The organism is Janthinobacterium sp. BJB426 (genome assembly GCF_002735705.1).
GTDB lineage: Bacteria > Pseudomonadota > Gammaproteobacteria > Burkholderiales > Burkholderiaceae_D > Janthinobacterium.
Genome location: NZ_PDZL01000021.1, coordinates 33,998 through 53,321, shown reverse-complemented (window position 1 = coordinate 53,321; position 19,324 = coordinate 33,998). Strand labels below are relative to the sequence as shown.

Below are 19,324 nucleotides of genomic sequence, written 5' to 3'. Positions count from 1 at the left end.
CGCCCTGTGTTGTAATGTTGCTCATTCCATTTGAACACGCAAGGCCATGAGAACCCGCATCAAGATTTGCTGCATCGCTTCCATCGATGAAGCGCAACTGGCCATAGCCGCCGGCGCCGACGCGCTGGGCCTGGTGGCGGCCATGCCGTCCGGCCCCGGCCCGATTCCCGACGCGCGCATCGCGCAGATCGCCGCCTGGACGCCGCCCCCGGTAGCCACGTTCTTGCTGACGTCCGAGACGACGGCGCAAGCCATCGCCGAACACGTGCGCGCCACGCAGCCGTCCACCGTGCAGATCGTCGGCCATATCGACCCGCGTGAAGTCGAGGAACTGGCGCGCCTGCTGCCCCATGTGCGGCGCGTGCAGGTGATCCATGTGGAAGGACCCGAGGCTTTGGCGCTGATTCCCGCCTACGCGCCCCACGTACACGCTTTCCTGCTCGATTCGGGCCGCCCCGGCGCGCTGGTCCCCGAACTGGGCGGCACGGGCCGCACGCACGACTGGTCCATCAGTGCGCGCTTCGTGCGCGCCAGTCCCCGTCCCGTTTTCCTGGCCGGCGGGCTGAATGACACCAACGTGGCCGATGCACTGCGCCAGGTGCGTCCCTACGGCATCGACCTGTGCTCGCGCGTGCGCACGGATGGCAAGCTCGATGTCATGAAACTGGCCTTGCTGATGGCGGCCGTACGCGACGTGGACGCGGCGCTGTATGCGGAGGGCTAATCAGCCGCCGGCAGCACATTCATCTCGCGCACGAACGCTTCCGTAAACGCGGCCACCATGCCGCTGGCCGCGCGCGGCGAAATCAGGCCGACGATGGAATGCGATTCCTCGTCCGGCAGTGCAATAAAACGCACGCCTGGCGGCGCCACCAGGCGCATGCTGTCGGGGACGATGGCGATGCCCATGTTGGCCTCGATCAGGTTCAGCTGCGACGTCTTGCGCGACAGGGCGCGCGCCGCCTTCGGAAAGAAGCCCTGCGCCAGGCACAGGCCCGCCACCAGGTAGCTGAGGCCTCCCCGGTCCTTGTGCGGGATCGAGACGAACGCTTCGTCGCGCAGGGCGGCTATCGTCGTGCGTTCCAGCGCGGCCAGCGGCGAGGCAGATGACACGGCCACCACCAGTTTTTCCGCAAACAGTTCGCGCACGACGATATTGGCATGCTTGCGCAGGGTGGGTAGGCGCACGAGGCCCAGGTCGGCGCGGCCTTCCTCGATATCGGCAGCCTGGTTTTCCGACGAGCCTTTCGACACATCGAGCGAGACGCCGGGAAACTGCGCCAGTAGCCGGTTCAGCACGGCGCCGATGGCGGGCGTCAGGGTGACGGAACTCGAATGCAGCAGGCGGATGATGCCTTGCGCCCCTTGTCCCACGTGGCGCGCCTGCCGCACGGTTTCGTCGATGTCGTCGAGGATGCGCTTTGCCCGTTCATAAAAGACCTGTCCCGCGGGTGTCAGTTCGATATGGCGCGCGTCGCGCGTCAGCAACTGGGCTTGCACCTCGCCCTCGAGCTCCTTGATCTGCCGGCTCAGGGCCGACTGCGCGATAAATAACTTTTCCGCCGCGCGCGAATAGCTGCCCGCATCGACGACTTCGACAAAATAGCGGAACTGTCTGATGGAAATCAATCGTATGCCTTTTCGAGATCGGAGACTGCCTGATTTGATATTAGCCTGGCCCCGGCATTCGCGTTACAGTGGCCTGGTCTGCTGTCACTGCAAAGGAATGGCCATGCTGGAATTGATCGGGGTGCTGGGATTGCTCGTCAGTATTATCGTAAAACTGATTTTCGTCCAGATCGGCGGAGCTGGCAAAGGCAAGGAAGATTAATATGCCAGAGTCGCGACATACGGTGCCGGCAAAGCCAGCGCTTGCAGGCGGCACGCCGGCGTGGTCCCATCCCACTCCGCCAGCGGCAGTCCTGCGCACTTGAGCACCGCCTCGCGCGCCGTCCATGCCTGCGCCAGGGCCAAGGGGCGCTGTGCATCGGGGCAGGCGGCCAGTTCCTCGGCCACCTGCGGCCCCAGATAGTCGCGCGCCAGATTGAACCAGCCGGCAATGTCCTGCACCCGCATCACGTCGATGCCGACAGGGCCATGCAGGCCGATGGCGGCCAGCGAGATGCCTTCGTCATGGGTAAATGACAAACCCGCCACGCGGCCGGCCAGTAGCAAACGGGGAGGGGCGCCCGGTGTTGACTCCACCGAGATCGCCTCGATATCCATCTTCAGCCATGTCGCCATCGCCTCGCGCACGGCGGCGCGGAGGCGCAACCGGGCCTCCAAGCGCGGCAGCACGGCGGCAATGCCGATCACCAGCACGCCATCCGTCGACCAGAACACCGTGGCATCCATCAGCTGCGATCAGCTACGCAGCGGCGCGGCCGGGCAGCCCGCCCAGTTGCTGCCGGCGGGGATGTGCTCGCCCTTCATCACCAGGGTCAAGGGTCCCAGGCGCGCATTGTCGCCCACCTTGGCGCTGTACAGCACGGAGCTGCGCGGGCCCATGTAGACGCGCTGGCCGATCTCCACGTGGTCGATCTTCATCACGCGGTCCTCGAACAGATGCGTTTGCGGACAGGTGAGCGCATTCAATTCGCTGTAGTCGCCGATGTGCACGCAGTCGAATTCCGTGATGTCGGTCGTGTCCATGTAGACGCCGCGGCCGATCTTGCAGCCGAACAGGCGGAAGGCCAGCGGCAGCCACGGCGTGCCGCGCAGGTAGCGCATGAAGTTGGGCACGGCGATGCCTTCGTACAGATTGGTCACGCCTTCGGAAATCCACACGAACGGCGTCCACATGGGGGCCGCGTGCTTGCGGTAGCGTCCCAGCAGCAGCCATTTGAACAGCACCACCACCAAAAAATTGCCGATGCCGTAGGCCAGGCCGGCGATGGCCAGGTCGCCCACCACTTCGCCCCAGCGTCCGGCGCCCGCGATCGGCATCACGTCCAGTACCAGGGTGTAGCCGACGGCGATCACCACCGCGTGCGGCGCGACGATGCGGAACGCTTCGATCAGGCTGCGACCCAGGCGGCGCAACAGCGATGGCTTGAATGTCAGGTGTTCGGCAAAGCCGCTGACCTGTTCGCGCGCGGGTAAATGCATGGGGGGGGAGCCCAGCCACGTGTCGCCGCTGTGCATCTGCTCATTGCGCGGCGCATGCGTGTGCACGCCGATCAGTACGTGTTCGGGCAGCGTGGTGCCATCCGGGATATAGCTGCCGTTGCCGACAAAGCTGCGGTGCGAGATGACAGTGGGACGCATGGTCATCCAGCCGCCGTCGATCTGTTCGTCGCCCAGCATGACGGCGTCGGCGATGAAGGTATCGTCGCCCAGGGTCAGCATGTCAGGCACCACGCCCAGCGCCGTGGAAATCTCGGCACCCTTGCCGACCTTGGCGCCCAGCAGGCGGTACCAGTACGGCGCGTACACGGTGGCGTAAATGCCGTGCAGGACGTTCAGGCTCGATTCCTGGATATGGCTGACCAGCCACTTGGCGCAATAGATATTGCTGTGCACGGGCGAGCTGCCCGGCTTCAGGCGCGGCAGCGCGCCCCAGCGGATGGCGGCCGACAGCAGGGCCGTGAGCACGATCAGCACGGCGCTGGCGGGGAAGGCCAGCAGGAAGTAGCGGGCCAGCTGGGTCGTCACGTCGCGTCCCTGCAGCCACGGCATCATTTCGCGCTCGTCGAACCAGTCGATCAGCACGAAGCTGGGGAAGACGGGCATGAAGAACAGCACGGCGATGAGTACCATGCCGAAGCAGAAGAACACGGTTTCGCCCGTCAGGCGCAGGCGCGAAACGGCGGGGCGGGGCGGCTGGCTGGCAGGGTCAAACGCGCCAATGTCGCGCGCGGGAGAACCTGTGTACACGCGTCCGGCCGGCACCGCCGCGCCATCGGCCAGGGCCGATTGTCCTTCCAGGTGGCCGAAGGCGCCCACTTGCGTGTTGCCTTCCAGGATGGCGTAAGAACTGATGCAGGCGTCGTCGCCGATGCTGATCCGGCCCAGCAGCAAACGGCCCCGCTCGACCCGGGCGTTTTCAAAGTTGACGGCATTGCCCACGCTGACGTTGTCGCCGATGGACAGCAGGTCGGGCACGCGCAGGGTCATCGAGCCGATGACGACTTCCTTGCCGACTTTCGCGCCCAGCGCGCGCAACCACCAGCTGTTCAGGGACGAGCCGCTGAGCAGGTAGGCGGGCGCCGATTCGACCAGGCGGTCGGCCAGCCACCAGCGGTAGTAGGTGACGCCCCACAGCGGATAGCTGCCCGGTTTCAAACGTCCGGCGATCAGCCACTTGCCGGCGATTGCAATGGCAAATTCGGCCAGGGTCGCCAGCAGGAACACGCCGATGGAGGCGGCGATGGCGCGAGGCACGGTATCGCCCGTGTCGCCCGTGAAGAAGTGGTAAGTGAAGAACGGCGCCATCCACTGCGCCATGCGCAGGGTGACGAGGCCAGGCACGGCCGCCGCCTGTGCCGCGCCGCAAATCCAGCGCTTCAGGGTCGATGGTGGCGTCCATTCCGCTTCCGGCGTGGCCAGCGCCGGCGCTTCATTGAGCACGGCGGCGATCTTGCCGATTTGCCGGTTCTGGTAAATGTCGCGCACCGTCATATGGGCGTAGGCCGGATCGGCGCGCAGTGCGGACGCCAGGCGCGCGGCCAGGAAGGAATGGCCGCCGAGGTCGCTGAAGAAGTCCAGCTGGCGCAAGATCGCCTGGCCCGGGAACAGCTTGGCCAGCGCCGCGAACAGGGCCGCTTCGGCCGGCGTTTCCGGCACGTCCGATTCACCCGCTTCGCCAGCCGGCGGTGCGGACAATGGCATGGCTTTCAAGGCCTTCCTGTCGATCTTGCCCGAGGTCAGACGCGGCATCAGCGGCAGCAATTCAAAACGGCCCGGCACCATATACGGCGGCAAGTGCAAGTTCAATGCCGCACGCAGGGTTTTCGCCGCCAAGGCATCGTCGGGCGCCTCGTCGCTGCCGACGATATACGCCACCAGCTGGTCGATACCGTCATCCTTGCGCAACAATACAGCCACCGTACCCACGCCCGCCTGCTGCGCCAGCACGGCTTCGATCTCGCCCAGCTCCACGCGGAAGCCGCGAATTTTCACCTGGTCGTCGGCGCGGCCCAGGCACAGCACCTGGCCATCAAGATCGATGCGCGCCAGGTCGCCCGTGCGGTACAGGCGCGCATCGTCAGGACCCGTGCTCCAGGGATTGGGCAGGAATTTTTCCAGCGTCAGGTCGGGCCGGCCCAGGTAACCTTCGGCCAGGCCGGGGCCGATGATGCACAGTTCCCCCGTCTCGCCGCGCGGCAGCAGGACGAGCGGGCGGTTTTCTCCCGGCTCGGCCACCTGCAGCACCAGCAAGCCATAGTTGGGCAGCGGCGTGCCGATGGTCACCGGCTCGCCGGGCCGCAAACGCGCCAGGCTGCACGAGACGGTCGCTTCCGTCGGGCCATAGGTGTTGAACATGGCGCGGCCCGGGCGCGACCAGCGCTCGACCAAGGACTCCGGGCACATCTCGCCGCCCAGGTTGATCAGGCGCAGGCTCGGCACTTCCTCGGCAAACAGGGCCAGCAAGGTCGGCACGGCGTGGAGAACGGTGACCTTGTTGTCGGCCAGCGCGCGCGGCAAGGCTTCCGGGTCGCCTGAAATCTCCTTGGGTCCCAGCCACAGGGTGGCGCCTACCAGGTAGGCGATCCAGATTTCCTCGAACGACATGTCGAAGGCGACGGAAAAGCCCTGGTAGACGGTGTCGGATTGCGTCACTTCCAGCACGGCGTTTTCGCTGCGCAGGAAGTGGCAGATGCTGCGCTGGTTGATCAATATGCCCTTGGGCTTGCCCGTGGAGCCGGACGTGTAGATCACGTACGCGGGGTGTTCGGGCAGCACGGCTCCGCGCGTCGGCAGCACTTCGCCCGGCGCGGCGGGGGCCAGCAGGCTTTCCGCCGTCCACACGGGACGCCCAAGTCCGGCATCGGCCAGGCGCGGCGCGAACTGCGCGCAGCTGACCACACCAAAGCCATTGGCGTCATCAAGGCACACTTGCAGGCGCTCGACGGGCGTGTCTTCATCGACGGGCAGCCAGGCGGCGCCCGCCTTTGCAATCGCTGCCTGCATCAGCAGCAGATGGGCGCCACGCGGCAGCCACAGTCCCACGATGTCGCCGGGCTTGACGCCGGCCGCCACCAGGCGCGATGCGGCCAGGCCGGCCTGCGCATCGAGCTGCGCATACGTGATGCGGCGCGCGCCATCGATCAGGGCGATTTGCTCGGGGCAGCGGCGGGCCGTTGCCTCCAGCAGGTCGGCCAGCACTTCCTCGCGCAGCAGATCCGGTCGCGGCGGGCCGTACAGGATGTCGGCGTGGGTGGAAGGGATGCCTGGGTTGACTGCGGTGAAATCGTTCATGGATGACGCTTATCTGTAATGCGGTGTGAGGAATCTGCTATGCCGGGCATGGTGCGCGGCACAGTTGATACATTACAGTACGCAAGACATTTCAGCGTTGCAGAACGGGGAATTTTGTGGGACTTTCAACAATTATGTGGCTGCAGGATCAACCGCCATGATTACGGAATGTAAAACGCGGAAACATGGCGCCGATTTGCGCCACGGTGCGCGGCGCCGGATAGCCGTGCAGGGGGCGGCCGGCCAGCGCCGCATCCGCGCAGCCTTCGGCACGGAACTGCTGCAGCACGTAATTATCGACGCCTTTGGCGGCCAGGGTGGTGGCCAGGGCCAGCAACTGCTCGTCCGGCAGCAGGTCCGGATGGGTGGTGGTGCGGCACTCGTAGGCGACGCCGCTGGCGAGGATGGCGTCCAGACAGGCGCGCGCCGGGTCGCCGCTGGCGGCCACGCGGGTCACATGACGATAGTCGGCAAACGGCGCCTTGATGTCGAAACCGACCCAGTCGACCAGGGGCAGCACTTCCTGCAGGCGTTGCGGATAGATGCAGGCCGTGTGCAGGCCGATGCCGAAACCCAGTTCCCTGACGTCCTGCATGGCGCGCGCCAGCGCCGGGTCCATGCATGCTTCGCCGCCGCTGAAGACGACGGCGTCGACCAGGCCCACGCGGCGGCGCAGCCAGGTCAGGACGTCCTGCCAGGGCATGGCGCCTTCCGGCGTGCGGGGCTGCAAGTGCGGATTGTGGCAATAGCCGCAACGCCAGGGACAGCCCTGCACGAACACCACGGCCGCCAGCTTGCCCGGATAGTCGGTGGCGGAAAAGGGCGTCAGGCCGCCCACTTTCAACTCAGCCGCCATGGCACGCGGGCTGGCCAACACGGGCGCTCGCTTCCGTAAAGTACTGGCGCTCGTGGAATTCGCCCTGCTTGCCGATGTTGAACGAGGCGACGGGGCGGTGGTAGCCCATCACGCGCGTCCAGATTTCGCAGCGCTGGCGTTCGGTGTCGAGCAGGGTGATGGCGGGAGTGAAGTCGGGACGTGCGTTCATGGCGTTTCCTTGAGTGGGTGAGCGAGATCGGACTGCTTGCGGGCGATCAGTTCCGCGTCGCAGGTGGGACAGAATTCATGTTTGCCGGCCAGGTAGCCGTGGCGCGGGCAGATGGAAAACGTGGGCGTGACGGTAATGTAGGGCAGCGAAAAGCGGCTCAGCGCGCGTTTTACCAGTTCGCGGCACGCGCTCGCATCCGACAGCGCTTCCGTCATGTACAGGTGCAGCACCGTGCCGCCCGTGTACTTGCGCTGCAGCACGTCCTGTAATTCCAGCGCCTCGAACGGGTCGTCCGTGTGGCCGACGGGCAGCTGCGACGAATTCGTGTAGTACGGGTTGTCGCTTGTTCCCGCCTGCAGGATGGCGGGATAGCGCTTGCGGTCTTCGCGGGCGAAGCGGTACGTCGTGCCTTCGGCCGGCGTCGCTTCCAGGTTGTACATATGGCCCGTCTCTTCCTGGAAGGCCACCATGCGGGCGCGCACGTGGTCGAGCAGGCGTATCGCCAGCGCATGGCCCTCGGCGGACGTGATGTCGTAAGCGTCGCCGCTGAAATTGCGGATCATCTCGTTGATGCCGTTCACGCCCAGGGTGGAAAAGTGATTGCGCAGGGTGCCCAGGTAGCGTTTCGTGTACGGGAACAGGCCTTGCTGCATCAGTTCCTCGATGGTGCGGCGTTTGATTTCCAGGCTGGTCTTGCCCAGTTCCAGCAGGCGGTCCAGGTCGGCCAGCAACGCTGGCTCGTCGCCGCGCCACAAGTGACCCAGGCGCGCGCAGTTGATCGTCACCACGCCCAGGGAACCGGTCTGCTCGGCGGAACCGAACAGGCCATTGCCCCTTTTGAGCAGTTCGCGCAAGTCCAGCTGCAAGCGGCAGCACATGGAGCGGATCATGTTCGGCTTGAGTTCCGAATTGATGAAGTTCTGGAAGTAGGGCAGGCCGTAGCGGGCCGTCATCTCGAACAGGCGTTCCGCGTTTTCGCTATGCCAGTCGAAATCCTCGGTGATGTTATAGGTGGGGATGGGGAAGGTGAAGACCCGGCCCTTGGCGTCGCCCGCCATCATGATCTCGATGTAGGCGCGGTTGATCATGTCCATCTCCGCCTGCAGCTCGCCATAGCTGAAGTCCATCTCCTGGCCGGCGATGACGGGAATCTGTTCGCGCAGGTCGTCCGGGCAGACCCAGTCGAACGTGAGGTTGGTGAATGGCGTTTGCGTGCCCCAGCGCGATGGCACGTTGAGGTTGAAGATCAGCTCCTGCATGTACTGGCGCACGTCTTCGTAGCGCAGGCTGTCCTTGCGGATGTAGGGCGCCATGTAGGTGTCGAAGGAGCTGAACGCCTGCGCGCCGGCCCACTCGTTTTGCAGGGTGCCGAGAAAATTGACGATCTGGCCGATGGCGCTCGACATGTGCTTGGGCGGGCCCGATTCGATCTTGCCTGGCACGCCATTCAAGCCTTCATGCAGTAGGGTGCGCAGCGACCAGCCGGCGCAATAGCCGGCCAGCATGTCGAGGTCGTGGATGTGCAGCGCCGCTTCGCGGTGCGCCGCGCCCACTTCCGGCGGATACACCTGGTCCAGCCAGTAGTTGGCGATGACCTTGCCCGACACGTTGAGTATCAGGCCACCCAGCGAGTAGCCCTGGTTGGCATTGGCGTTGACACGCCAGTCGCGCCGGTCCAGGTATTCATTGATGGACGCGGCGACATCGACCTGGCCGCGTGTGGGGGAAACTGCATTTGTCGTCATGAAACCTCCAATAAACACAACATGCGGTGTTTTTATGGAGATTAATCACTAAATATAGTGGCGTCAAAGGGTGCGTGCAGTTGCGTGACGAATCCTTGATGCAGGTGAAAAAACCACCTCAGCCGGTTTTGTTCCAGCGCGTTTCGCGCAGGATCAGCCAGCTCGCGCAAAAGAACGCGACGCCGCAGGCGGCGATGCTGGCGACGGAGGCGGGCAGCACGTGCGCCCAGATTTCCAGCGGCGAGTAGGTGCTCCAGCTGGCCACGCGTGCGTCGAACGTCACGTAGTTCGCCAGCAGCCAGTAGACGGCCAGCAGGCCCGTGCAGATGGCGGCCTGACGCAGCAGCGGCAGTTGGCGGCGCGCGAACACGGCCAGCAGGAACAGCAGCAGCACGCCCGGATACGCGCCCAGTACTTCCGGCGACAGGACGGAGATGGTCTCTGCGTCATAGCCATCGGCCGGGCCGGCCCACTGCACTTGCAGCGCGGTGAGGAACAGGGTGAGCAGGAAAATCAGCAGCGGTTTGCGGGTCATGGCGGGCAATCGAAGAGGGAGAAAAGTGGGGCATTTTACAGCCAGGTCAAGCAAGTTGAACGCGCGCCAGCCATGCATGCATTCCTTCACCTGCGTCAAGGACTGGGCGGCATGGGCGGGGCTATAGTCTGCACCCTGAGCCGATACAGGACTGTGAATATCATGATGCTTGATTCAACCACCGCCACCCGCGTGGCCGGACCGCTGGAACTGGTCTGCCCCGCCGGCAGCCTGCCTGCCTTGAAAGCGGCCGTCGACAATGGCGCCGACACCGTCTACCTGGGCTTTCGCGATGCCACCAATGCGCGCAATTTCGCCGGCCTCAATTTCGACGAGAAGGCCATCGCCGAGGGCGTGCGCTACGCCCATCAATATGGACGCAAGGTGCTGCTGGCGCTGAACACCTATCCGCAGCCGCACAACTGGGCCGTGTGGCGCAGCGCCATCGACCGCGCCGCGCAAGCCGGCATCGACGCCATGATCGTGGCCGATCCTGGCCTGATGGCGTATGCGGCCCAGCACCACCCGCAGCTGCGCCTGCACCTGTCCGTGCAGGGCTCGGCCACCAACTATGAAGCCATCAATTTTTACCATGAACACTTCGGCATCGCCCGCGCCGTGCTGCCGCGCGTGCTGTCGATGGCGCAGGTCGAGCAATTGATCGCCAAGACGGAAGTCGAGATCGAGGTCTTCGGCTTCGGCAGCCTGTGCGTGATGGTCGAAGGGCGCTGCGCGCTGTCGTCGTATGCGACGGGCGAGGCACCGAACACGCACGGCGTGTGCTCGCCGGCGAAATCCGTGCGCTGGCTGGAAACGCCGAAGGGCCTGGAATCGCGTCTGAACGGCGTGTTGATCGACCGCTATGCGCCCGGCGAAAACGCCAGCTATCCCACCCTGTGCAAGGGGCGTTTCGAAGTCAATGACGAAGAGTATTACGCCATCGAGGAACCGGCCAGCCTGAACACGCTGGCGCTGCTGCCGCAGCTGATCGCCATGGGCGTGCGCGCCGTGAAAATCGAAGGACGCCAGCGCAGTCCCGCCTATGTGGCGCAGGTGACGCGCGTGTGGCGCGAAGCGATCGACGCCTGCCGCGAAGGCAATGCGCGCTACGCTGTCAAGCCGGGCTGGATGGCGGCCATGGACAAGCTGGCCGAGGGCCAGCAGCACACCTTGGGTGCCTACCACCGCTCTTGGAAATAGCAAAACCTACTGCGCGTCCCGGGGCGTGGCCTGCGATGCTCGCTGTGCTCTAGCACAGCTGCGCTTCTCGGCCTCGCCGCGAACCGCTCGCTACGGTTTTGTAAACTAAAAAAATGGAAAAGACATGTTAAAACTCTCTTTGGGCCCCTTGCTGTACTACTGGCCGCGCGCCACCGTTTTCGAGTTTTACCAGCAGATCGCCGGCACCGCCGTCGATATCGTGTACCTGGGCGAAACCGTCTGCTCGCGCCGGCATGAGGTACGCCTGGCCGACTGGCTCGATATCGCCGACATGCTGGCCGCCGCCGGCAAGGAAGTGGTGCTGTCGACGCAGGCGCTGATCGAGGCGGGCGCGGAACTGGCGACCCTGCGCCGCATCACGGGCAATGGCCGCTACGGCGTCGAGGCCAACGACATGGGCGCCGTGCACTGCATGGAAAAGGGCGCGTCCTTCGTCGCCGGTCCCCATTTGAACCTGTTCAATGGCCCCAGCCTGCAATTGCTGGCGCGCCTGGGCGCGCGGCGCTGGGTGATGCCGCTGGAAATGGGGCAGACGGCGCTGGCCGAGATGCAGCGCCAGAAACCGGAAGGGCTGGAGACGGAAGTGTTCGCCTACGGCCGCATGCCGCTGGCGTTTTCCGCGCGCTGTTTCACGGCGCGCAACCGCAATCTGCCGAAGGACGATTGCGGCTACAGCTGCCTGGAAGAGCCGGACGGCCTGCTGCTGCGCACGCGCGATGAAGTGCCGTTCCTCGTGTTGAACGGCACGCAGACGCAGTCGGCGCTGGTCTACAACCTGGTGCGCGAACTCGACGCCATGCGCGACATGGGCGTGGCGGTGGCGCGCATCAGCCCGCAGGCCATGCATACGGAACAGGTGATCGCCATCTTTGACCGCGCCCGCCGCGGCCAGGTCAGCGGGATCGGCGCCCAGGCCCAGCTGGCGGCCTGCCAGCCGGCCGGCGCCTGTGACGGCTACTGGCACGGCCAGCCCGGCATGGAACAGCACGCCGCCCATTGAACGCCTCGAAAGGAAGCACCATGCAAGATCAACTGGAAAGATTGCCCGTCCCGGCCAAGCCGAGTATGAGCAAGCCCGCCGTGTCGTACCGGCTGCCCGAACCGCTGGCCGAATTGCTGTCCAAGCTGCCGCCATATCCCGCCTCCTGGCTGTTCGTGCAAGGCTTGAACCGCCTGCTGGCGCCGCAATTGCCCGACGATGTGCGGCGCAGCCTGGAAGGGCGCAGCCTGCGTTTGCGGCTGCTGGACGCGGGCATCGCCTTCGATTTCGAGTGGCAGGGCACGGTGTTCGTGGCCGAGCGCTATGTCGACGTGCCGGACCTGTGCATCGCCGCCAGCGTGCATGATCTGATGCTGCTGGCGCGGCGCCAGGAAGATCCGGACACCCTGTTCTTCAGCCGTCGCCTGAGCCTGGAAGGCGACACGGAACTGGGTCTGCTGTTCAAGAATACGCTCGATGCCATCGAGTTGCCGCCGTTCGACTTGCAGGCGCTGGGACCGCGCCGCGTGCTGGCGCATCTGCGCGACCGGGGCGCGCGGGAAGGCTGAGCGGAGAAAGGAGCAGGCGTTCAGTGGCGGCAGTGGCCGCAGGCGCCGCTGCAGGACGGCAGTTGTTCTTCATTGGAGGCCTCGCCCATGAAGCCAGCGTCATTGACGGCGGCCAGCAGGCGTTCCTGCGTGGCCAGGCGTTCGTCGAATTGCACCGTGGCGCCGTGGCGCGCCAGCGAGACGCACACAGTGGCCACGCCCGTGACGGCTTCGAGCGCGCCCGTCAGCCTGTCGGCGCAGCCTTCGTGATCCATCCCGATAATATTCAAGCGTGCTGTCTGCATGGGGGTCCTCTTGTTTTTCAAATAAAAAAACAGCGTAGGCGAGCGGTGCGCATGCCGTCCAGAGTAGCACGCAAGATTTATTTTCTATTTGCGGTTTTATTGATCTGGATTAATACTCACCCCTCCTGGTCAGCTTGAAAGTGCTGTTGTTTTGTACACAGTTGCCGTATTCCAGTCGACAAGCGTGCTCTGCTGCGCGATACTGTCATTCTGATAAGAACGCTATGAAAGCGCTGGAAAGGAGGGGCCATGCTGCGCCGCCCCCTGCTCAAGCTTGCTGCCCTGTGGCCATTGGGCGCGGCCATCGGCGCGGTGCCGCCGCCGCTGCCGCTCGTGTATCCGCGTCACCAGGCGCTCGATGATCCGCAGCAAGGTTATGTGACGGCCTTGCTGCAACAGGCGCTGGCCCGTTCGGGCCAGGCCTATGCCTTGCGCCGCTCCGAATTGCGCATGGTGCAGACACGCGCGATGCAGGAAATCGCCACGGCCTCGGGCGGCGTCGACATCGTCTGGGCCATGACGAGCCGCGCGCGCGAAACGCAATTGTTGCCGGTGCGCATCCCCATCGACCGCGGTTTGATCGGCTGGCGCGTGGCCCTGATCCAGGCCCGCCAGCCGCAGCTGCTGCGCGGCGTGCGCAGCATTGGCGCCCTGGCGCGGCTATCGGCCGGTCAGATGCGCGACTGGCCCGATTCCGCCATCCTGCAGGCGAATGGCTTGCGCCTCGATACCTCGAGTACCTATGAGGGCCTGTTCCAGCAACTGGCGGCGGGGCGCATCGATTACTTTCCCCGTTCCGTGATCGAGGCGCAAAGCGAGCTGGCCAGCCATGCGCACTTGCCGCTGGCGCTCGACACGCACCTGGTCATCCGCTACCCGGCCGCGCTGTACTTTTTTGTCGGCCGGCACCGGCCGGAACTGGCGCGCCACATTGAAAGGGGACTGGAAACCATGCTCGCCGATGGCAGTTTTGTACAGCTGTTCCAGCGCCATTTCGGTCGCCTTGCGGAGGCTTTGCAACTGTCCCACCGGTACGTGCTGGAACTGGCCAATCCCGACTTGCCGGAGGAGACGCCTTTGGTGCGCAAGGCCCTCTGGTATCGTCCAAAACATCACTAGTAGTTTTATTGATCAGTGTCAAACAACCGCTTCAATCGTGCGCAGGATGTTTGATGAAACGCAAGGTGAGTTCAACAGAACACCTGTTGACACTTGTAAATTTTTCACCGAACATGATTCCTCGTAACAACATTTCTCCGGCGCAAGCGTTTACCGCAGGTGCCGTGCAGGATCCGTGCGCCCGTTCAACAGCCAGCTGCCGTCAGCCGCCGAACGCTCTGTTCTCTTGTAACCATCCGTTATCTTTTCGAAGGTTTGTCCATGCTCGATTCGATCACGTCCGTATTGCACCAGGTGCCGGAACTGGCCCTGTTCCTGGCGCTGGCGCTGGGCTATGCGGTAGGGCAGATACGTTTCGGCCCGATCCAGCTGGGCGGCGTGTGCGGCACCCTGATCGCCGCGCTGCTGATCGGCCAGCTGGGCATCACCCTGGACGCCAGCGTCAAGAACGTCTTTTTCATGCTGTTCATCTTTGCCCTCGGCTATGCGGGTGGGCCCCAGTTCTTTGCCAACCTGAATGCCAAGGGCTTGCGCCTGGGCTTGCTGTGCCTGATCGAGGTGGTGGTGGTGCTGGGACTGGTGCTGCTGGCCACGCGTTTCCTTGGCCTGGACCAGGGCACGGCAGCCGGCATGATGGCGGGCGCGGCGACGGAATCGGCCGTCGTCGGCACGGCTACGGACGCCATCTCGAAGCTGGCGCTGCCGGCCGCCCGCATCGCCGAGCTGCAGGCCAACGTGGTGACCGCGTATTCCATCACATATATTTTCGGCCTGATCGCCATCGTCATCGCCACCAGCCAGATTTTTCCGCTGTTGTTGCGCGTCAACCTGCGCGAGGAAGCCGATAAATTGTGGGAAAAGATGGGCGGCGCGCAGACCGATGGCGATGGCGTGCAGGCCACGCCGGAAATGGTGGGCCGCGCCTACCGCATCAGCCGTGGCGCGGGACGCCGTCTCGACGCCTTGCAGCATATTTTTGCGGGCCGCGCCAGCATCACGCGCGTGCGCCGGCATGGCAAGGTATTGCCTTTGGAGCCGGAATTGCGCCTGCGTAATAACGACGAAGTACTGGTGATCGGCCACCGTCCCGCGCTGGTGGCGGCCGAAGCCATCCTGGGCGAGGAATTTGCCGACACGACGGGCTTGAACATGGCCGTCTCCGCCGTCGAAGTGGTGCTGCAGCAAGCCGCACTGGTGGGCCAGTCCCTGCGCCAGCTGACCTTGCCAACCGGCGTGCACGTGGCGGCCGTCGTCCGTGGCGAGCACAGCATGCCGCCCTTGCCTGATCTGGCCCTGCAGCGCGATGACGTGCTGCGCCTGTACGGCACGACGGAAGGGCGCGAGCTGAACACGGCGCTGGCCGCCATCGGCAAGCGCGTGCCCACGGGCGACCGCAGCTATATCGTCTACGCCAGCATCGGCATCGTGCTGGGCGTGGTCATCGGCGGCTTCAGCGCCAAGCTGGGCGGCATCCCGTTTTCGCTGGGCACGGGCGGTGGCGCCTTGCTGACGGGCCTCGTGTTCGGCTGGTACCAGGCGCGAAAGCCGGGCATGCCGGGCATCCATCCCAGCGCGCTCGACATGATGAAGGATATCGGCCTGGCCACCTTCATCGCCTGCGTGGGCCTGGCGTCGGGGCCGCAGGCGATCGACCTGATCCGCCAGTACGGGTTGTCGCTGCCGCTGATGGGCGTGTTGATCGCCGTCATCCCCGCCTCGCTGTCCCTGCTGGTGGGGCACTTTTTCCTCAAGCTGGAAGCACCCGTGCTGCTGGGCGCCATCGCCGGGCAGCAGTGCAGCACGCCGGCCTTGTCCGCCGTGCAAAACGCGGCCGGCAATTCCACGCCCTTGCTGGGCTACACGATCACGTATGCGATCTCGAACGTGGTGCTGCCGCTGCTGGGGCCGCTCATCGTGGCACTGGCGGGGTCGGTGCACGCATAAGTAATCAGCAAGGGCACACGCAGTAAAGAATTCCTTCAACACGAAAGGCGGTCCGCATGGAATGGTTGCATGAGTTATTCAAGAAGTCGCCCGAAATTGCCTTGTTTCTCTCCCTGGCAGTGGGTTATTACATCGGCAAGATCAAGTTCGGCTCGTTTCAGCTGGGCGGGGTCGCCGGTTCACTGCTGGTGGCGGTACTCGTCAGCCAGGTAGGCGTCGCCATCGATCCTGGCGTCAAGTCGGTGCTGTTTGCCCTGTTCATTTATGCCGTCGGCTATGAAAGCGGGCCACAGTTCTTCAACTCGCTGGGGCGCCAGTCCGTGCGCGAAATCATCCTGGCCGTCGTGCTGGCCGTGACGGCGTTGCTGACGGTGGTCATCCTGGCCAGGGTCTTTGGCCTGGACAAGGGCCTGGCGGCCGGCGTGGCGGCGGGCGGCTTGACGCAGTCGGCCATCATCGGCACGGCTGGCGATGCGATCACCAAGCTGGGACTGGCGGCCGACGAGGTGGCGCGCCTGCAGGGCAACGTGGCCGTCGGCTATGCCGTCACGTATGTGTTCGGCTCGTTTGGCGCCATCATCGTCTGCGTCAATATCTTGCCAAAGCTCATGGGCCGCACCATCCGCGAAGATGCGATCAAGGCGGAAACGGCGCTGCAGGCGGGCGTGCAGGTGCTGGGGCCAGGCCAGACGCCGGCCGCGCCTGATTTGATCGGCCGCATCTACGACGTGGGCCCCGGTGCCGGCCGCTCCGTGGCGGACATCGAAAGCGCCAATCCGAACACGGCCATCACTATCGAGCGCGTGAAACGCAATGGCCAGATCATCGACGTCAGCCCTGACCTGGTGCTGGCGGCCGACGATATCGTGCTGCTGGTGGGACGTCGCGAAGCCATGCTCAGCGTCTCTTCCCAGTTGGGCAAGGAATTGCTGGCCGTCGAAGGCATGGAACTGGTGATGCAGCGCCGCGACATGGTGCTGACCAACAAGGCTTACCACAACAAGACGGTGGGCGAGATCCGCAGCGCGACGGCGCCGGGCGTGCGCCACGGCATCTTTGTCGTGCAACTGAGCCGTATGGGCAAGATCCTGCCCATGCAAGCGGAAACCGTCGTGCAGACGGGCGACGTGGTGACCATCTATGGCGCCGAGCAGGACGTCAAGCGTGTGGCGGCCGAAGTGGGCTACATGATCGTGCCGAGTGCCAAGACGGACTTCGTCTACATGGGCGCCGGCCTCGTCGTCGGGCTGCTCGTGGGCTTGCTGGTGGCGCGCATCGGTTCGATTCCGCTGACCCTGGGCAGCGGCGGCGGCGTGCTGCTGTCGGGCCTGGTATTTGGCTGGTTCCGCGCCAAGCGCCAGACGTTCGGCTATATGCCCAGCGGCGCCGTGCAAATCCTCAAGGACCTGGGCCTGGCCGGCTTTGTTGCCGTCGTCGGCCTCACGTCGGGACTGCAAGCCGTGCAAACCGTGCGCGAACACGGCCTGACCCTGTTTGGCGTTGGCGTGGTGGTCACCATCCTGCCGATGATTTTGACCATGCTGATCGGCCGCTACATCTTGCGTTATGACAACGTGGCAGTGTTTGCTGGGGCCTTGTCCGGCTCGCGCAGCGCCAATCCCGCGTTCGGCGAAGTGCTGAACGCGGCGCAAAACTCGATTCCCACCGTACCGTTTGCCATTACGTATGCCTTGGCCAACGTTTTCCTGACCTTGCTGGGGCCGCTGATCGTGGCCTTCGTCTGAGTCTGCATGTGTTGGCAAGAACCTCAAAATTATCAGTCTGATAAGGAGTAGTAAAAATGGATTTCAGTAACCCAAGCAAACTCGCCCTGTTGAGCCCCTTCGAACTGAAGGATGCGCTGATCCAGACGGCCAAGCAAAGCAACCGCCTGATGCTCAATGCGGGCCGCGGCAACCCGAATTTCCTGGCGACCACGCCGCGCCACGGTTTCTTCCAATTCGGCCAATTCGCCATGACGGAAGCGGAACGTTCCTATGTCTATATGGACGATGTGGGCGGCTTCCCCACGCGCGACGGTATCGAGGCGCGCTTTGAAATCTTCGTGCGCAAGCATGAAGGCAACCCGGGCGTGCATTTCATCGAGGCGGCCGTGTCGTACGTGCGCGACCAGCTGGGCTTGAGCGCCGGCGATTTCCTGTATGAGATGTGCGAAGCCATCCTCGGTTGCAACTATCCGGTGCCGGACCGCATGCTGCGCCTGTCCGAGAAAATCGTCGGCCAGTATATCCACCGTGAAATGATCGGAGACCATCCGTTTGTCGGCAACTTCGACATGTACGCCGTCGAAGGCGGCACGGCTGCCATGACGTATCTGTTCGCCAGCCTGAAATCGAACCACATCATCCAGGAAGGCGACACGATCGCCCTGGGCATGCCGATCTTCACGCCGTACATCGAAATTCCCCAGCTGAACGACTACAAGCTGAACACCGTACACATCGATGCGCCGCAATCGAACAACTGGCAATTCACCAAGAAGGAACTGGACAAGCTGCTCGATCCGAAAGTAAAAGCTTTCTTCCTCGTCAATCCCAGCAATCCGCCCTCCGTCAAGATCGATGACGAAACCTTGGAATACATCGCCAAGATCATCAAGAAGCGTCCGGACCTGATCATCCTGACCGATGACGTGTACGGCACCTTTGCCGACAATTTCGTCTCGCTGTTCGCCATTTGCCCGTTCAACACCATCCTCGTGTATTCGTTCTCGAAATACTTCGGCGCGACGGGCTGGCGCATGGGCGTGGTGGCCACGCATGAGAACAATGTGCTCGACGCCAAGATTGCCAAGTTGCCGGAAACCATCAAGAAGCAGCTCGACGCGCGCTATCACTCGATCACCACGGAGCCGCGCGAACTGAAATTCATCGACCGCCTGGTGGCCGACAGCCGCACGGTGGCGCTGAACCACACGGCCGGCCTGTCCACGCCTGTGCAGGCGCAGATGACCTTGTTCTCCCTGTTCTCGCTGATGGATGAAGAGCAAAAGTACAAGCAGTCGATGAAACGCATCGTGCTGCGCCGCAAGGAAGCGCTGTACCGCGAGCTGGGCTTGCCGATGGTGCACGACGCCAATTCCGTGCGTTACTACCATCTGCTGGACATGGAATCGCTGGCCGCGCAGATGCATGGCGTGGAGTTTTCGCAGTGGCTGCTGAAAAAACTCAAACCGAACGAAGCGCTGTTCCGCCTGGCCGAGGAAACGGGCGTCATCCTGCTGCCGGGCCGCGGCTTCGGCACCACGCACCCGTCCGGCCGCGTGTCGCTGGCCAACCTGAACGAATACGATTACGCCAACATCGGCCGCGCCATCCGCAACATGGCGTCCGAGTTCTTTGCCGTGTTTGAAAAGGAAAAAGAGAAGGGGAGTAAAAAGGCCAAGAAGTAAGCCAAAAGCAGATAAGCTGCTGGATGCTTGAGCTCAACGGGCGCCCCGCA

The 19,324-nt window shown here is 64.0% G+C and carries 16 protein-coding genes; 8 read left to right on the top strand and 8 right to left on the bottom strand.

Annotated features, from left to right (window positions below):
• Positions 1-46: 46 nt before the first annotated feature.
• On the top strand, positions 47-724 hold the full coding sequence (locus tag CSQ93_RS24425) for a phosphoribosylanthranilate isomerase (protein WP_099380274.1): 678 nt from the start codon (positions 47-49) through the stop codon (positions 722-724).
• Here the strand turns inward: CSQ93_RS24425 and CSQ93_RS24420 are convergent.
• The 7 genes from CSQ93_RS24420 to CSQ93_RS24390 all read right to left on the bottom strand — a co-directional run bounded on the left by CSQ93_RS24420 (position 721) and on the right by CSQ93_RS24390 (position 9,746).
• Positions 721-1,629: a LysR family transcriptional regulator gene (locus CSQ93_RS24420; RefSeq protein ID WP_099380273.1), complete on the bottom strand. Its 909-nt coding sequence runs from the start codon at positions 1,627-1,629 to the stop codon at positions 721-723. The two genes, CSQ93_RS24425 and CSQ93_RS24420, sit on opposite strands and share 4 nt — an antisense overlap.
• A gap of 198 nt (positions 1,630-1,827) precedes the next feature.
• Positions 1,828-2,355 (bottom strand): 4'-phosphopantetheinyl transferase family protein, encoded by a 528-nt coding sequence (locus CSQ93_RS24415; protein ID WP_099380272.1) that lies wholly within the window; start codon positions 2,353-2,355, stop codon positions 1,828-1,830.
• 9 nt (positions 2,356-2,364) lie between these two features.
• A complete protein-coding gene (locus CSQ93_RS24410; RefSeq protein ID WP_099380271.1) occupies positions 2,365-6,420 on the bottom strand; it encodes a Pls/PosA family non-ribosomal peptide synthetase in 4,056 nt (1,351 codons plus the stop codon).
• 148 nt (positions 6,421-6,568) lie between these two features.
• Positions 6,569-7,276 (bottom strand): anaerobic ribonucleoside-triphosphate reductase activating protein, encoded by a 708-nt coding sequence (locus CSQ93_RS24405; protein ID WP_099380270.1) that lies wholly within the window; start codon positions 7,274-7,276, stop codon positions 6,569-6,571.
• Positions 7,266-7,466 carry an anaerobic ribonucleoside-triphosphate reductase gene (nrdD, locus tag CSQ93_RS29700; RefSeq protein WP_092712624.1) on the bottom strand — a complete coding sequence of 67 codons (201 nt, stop codon included), beginning with the start codon at positions 7,464-7,466 and terminating at the stop codon, positions 7,266-7,268. Before nrdD ends, CSQ93_RS24405 begins: the two co-directional genes overlap by 11 nt.
• Entirely contained in the window at positions 7,463-9,211 is a 1,749-nt protein-coding gene (locus CSQ93_RS24395; protein WP_099380269.1) for a ribonucleoside triphosphate reductase, read from the bottom strand. The genes nrdD and CSQ93_RS24395 overlap by 4 nt, the downstream gene beginning before the upstream one ends.
• 118 nt (positions 9,212-9,329) lie before the next feature.
• Complete coding sequence (locus CSQ93_RS24390) at positions 9,330-9,746, bottom strand: hypothetical protein (RefSeq protein ID WP_099380268.1); 417 nt, start codon at positions 9,744-9,746, stop codon at positions 9,330-9,332.
• A 162-nt stretch (positions 9,747-9,908) separates the two neighbouring features.
• Between CSQ93_RS24390 and ubiU the strand changes: the two genes are divergently transcribed.
• The 3 genes from ubiU (at position 9,909) to ubiT (ending at position 12,515) form a co-directional block, all read left to right on the top strand.
• On the top strand, positions 9,909-10,946 hold the full coding sequence (gene ubiU, locus CSQ93_RS24385; protein WP_416208778.1) for a ubiquinone anaerobic biosynthesis protein UbiU: 1,038 nt from the start codon (positions 9,909-9,911) through the stop codon (positions 10,944-10,946).
• 124 nt (positions 10,947-11,070) lie between these two features.
• Entirely contained in the window at positions 11,071-11,967 is an 897-nt protein-coding gene (gene ubiV / locus CSQ93_RS24380) for a ubiquinone anaerobic biosynthesis protein UbiV (protein WP_099380267.1), read from the top strand.
• A gap of 20 nt (positions 11,968-11,987) precedes the next feature.
• On the top strand, positions 11,988-12,515 hold the full coding sequence (ubiT, locus tag CSQ93_RS24375) for a ubiquinone anaerobic biosynthesis accessory factor UbiT (RefSeq protein ID WP_099380266.1): 528 nt from the start codon (positions 11,988-11,990) through the stop codon (positions 12,513-12,515).
• Positions 12,516-12,535: 20 nt separating this feature from the next.
• Here ubiT and CSQ93_RS24370 read toward each other — a convergent pair whose 3' ends face one another.
• Positions 12,536-12,799: a heavy-metal-associated domain-containing protein gene (locus tag CSQ93_RS24370; protein WP_086138331.1), complete on the bottom strand. Its 264-nt coding sequence runs from the start codon at positions 12,797-12,799 to the stop codon at positions 12,536-12,538.
• 249 nt (positions 12,800-13,048) lie between these two features.
• Here CSQ93_RS24370 and CSQ93_RS24365 point away from each other — a divergent pair, with 249 nt between their 5' ends.
• From CSQ93_RS24365 to CSQ93_RS24350, 4 genes are all read left to right on the top strand, one after another.
• Positions 13,049-13,918: a substrate-binding periplasmic protein gene (locus CSQ93_RS24365; protein ID WP_158301343.1), complete on the top strand. Its 870-nt coding sequence runs from the start codon at positions 13,049-13,051 to the stop codon at positions 13,916-13,918.
• A 261-nt stretch (positions 13,919-14,179) separates the two neighbouring features.
• Positions 14,180-15,862 carry an aspartate-alanine antiporter gene (aspT, locus tag CSQ93_RS24360; RefSeq protein ID WP_099380265.1) on the top strand — a complete coding sequence of 561 codons (1,683 nt, stop codon included), beginning with the start codon at positions 14,180-14,182 and terminating at the stop codon, positions 15,860-15,862.
• 56 nt (positions 15,863-15,918) lie between these two features.
• Positions 15,919-17,607, top strand: coding sequence for an aspartate-alanine antiporter (aspT, locus tag CSQ93_RS24355; protein ID WP_099380264.1), 1,689 nt, complete (start codon positions 15,919-15,921; stop codon positions 17,605-17,607).
• Between the two features lie 56 nt (positions 17,608-17,663).
• Positions 17,664-19,274 (top strand): bifunctional aspartate transaminase/aspartate 4-decarboxylase, encoded by a 1,611-nt coding sequence (locus CSQ93_RS24350; RefSeq protein ID WP_099380263.1) that lies wholly within the window; start codon positions 17,664-17,666, stop codon positions 19,272-19,274.
• Positions 19,275-19,324: the final 50 nt, after the last annotated feature.

What these genes read in the sequence shown, in the direction of transcription:
- CSQ93_RS24425 (WP_099380274.1), top strand. Translation starts at nt 47, where the DNA reads ATGAGAACCCGCATCAAGATTTGCTGCATCGCTTCCATCGATGAAGCG.
- CSQ93_RS24415 (WP_099380272.1), bottom strand. Translation starts at nt 2,355, where the DNA reads ATGGATGCCACGGTGTTCTGGTCGACGGATGGCGTGCTGGTGATCGGC.
- CSQ93_RS24410 (WP_099380271.1), bottom strand. Translation starts at nt 6,420, where the DNA reads ATGAACGATTTCACCGCAGTCAACCCAGGCATCCCTTCCACCCACGCC.
- CSQ93_RS24405 (WP_099380270.1), bottom strand. Translation starts at nt 7,276, where the DNA reads ATGGCGGCTGAGTTGAAAGTGGGCGGCCTGACGCCCTTTTCCGCCACC.
- nrdD (WP_092712624.1), bottom strand. Translation starts at nt 7,466, where the DNA reads ATGAACGCACGTCCCGACTTCACTCCCGCCATCACCCTGCTCGACACC.
- CSQ93_RS24395 (WP_099380269.1), bottom strand. Translation starts at nt 9,211, where the DNA reads ATGACGACAAATGCAGTTTCCCCCACACGCGGCCAGGTCGATGTCGCC.
- CSQ93_RS24390 (WP_099380268.1), bottom strand. Translation starts at nt 9,746, where the DNA reads ATGACCCGCAAACCGCTGCTGATTTTCCTGCTCACCCTGTTCCTCACC.
- ubiU (WP_416208778.1), top strand. Translation starts at nt 9,909, where the DNA reads ATGATGCTTGATTCAACCACCGCCACCCGCGTGGCCGGACCGCTGGAA.
- ubiV (WP_099380267.1), top strand. Translation starts at nt 11,071, where the DNA reads ATGTTAAAACTCTCTTTGGGCCCCTTGCTGTACTACTGGCCGCGCGCC.
- ubiT (WP_099380266.1), top strand. Translation starts at nt 11,988, where the DNA reads ATGCAAGATCAACTGGAAAGATTGCCCGTCCCGGCCAAGCCGAGTATG.
- CSQ93_RS24370 (WP_086138331.1), bottom strand. Translation starts at nt 12,799, where the DNA reads ATGCAGACAGCACGCTTGAATATTATCGGGATGGATCACGAAGGCTGC.
- CSQ93_RS24365 (WP_158301343.1), top strand. Translation starts at nt 13,049, where the DNA reads ATGCTGCGCCGCCCCCTGCTCAAGCTTGCTGCCCTGTGGCCATTGGGC.
- aspT (WP_099380265.1), top strand. Translation starts at nt 14,180, where the DNA reads ATGCTCGATTCGATCACGTCCGTATTGCACCAGGTGCCGGAACTGGCC.
- aspT (WP_099380264.1), top strand. Translation starts at nt 15,919, where the DNA reads ATGGAATGGTTGCATGAGTTATTCAAGAAGTCGCCCGAAATTGCCTTG.
- CSQ93_RS24350 (WP_099380263.1), top strand. Translation starts at nt 17,664, where the DNA reads ATGGATTTCAGTAACCCAAGCAAACTCGCCCTGTTGAGCCCCTTCGAA.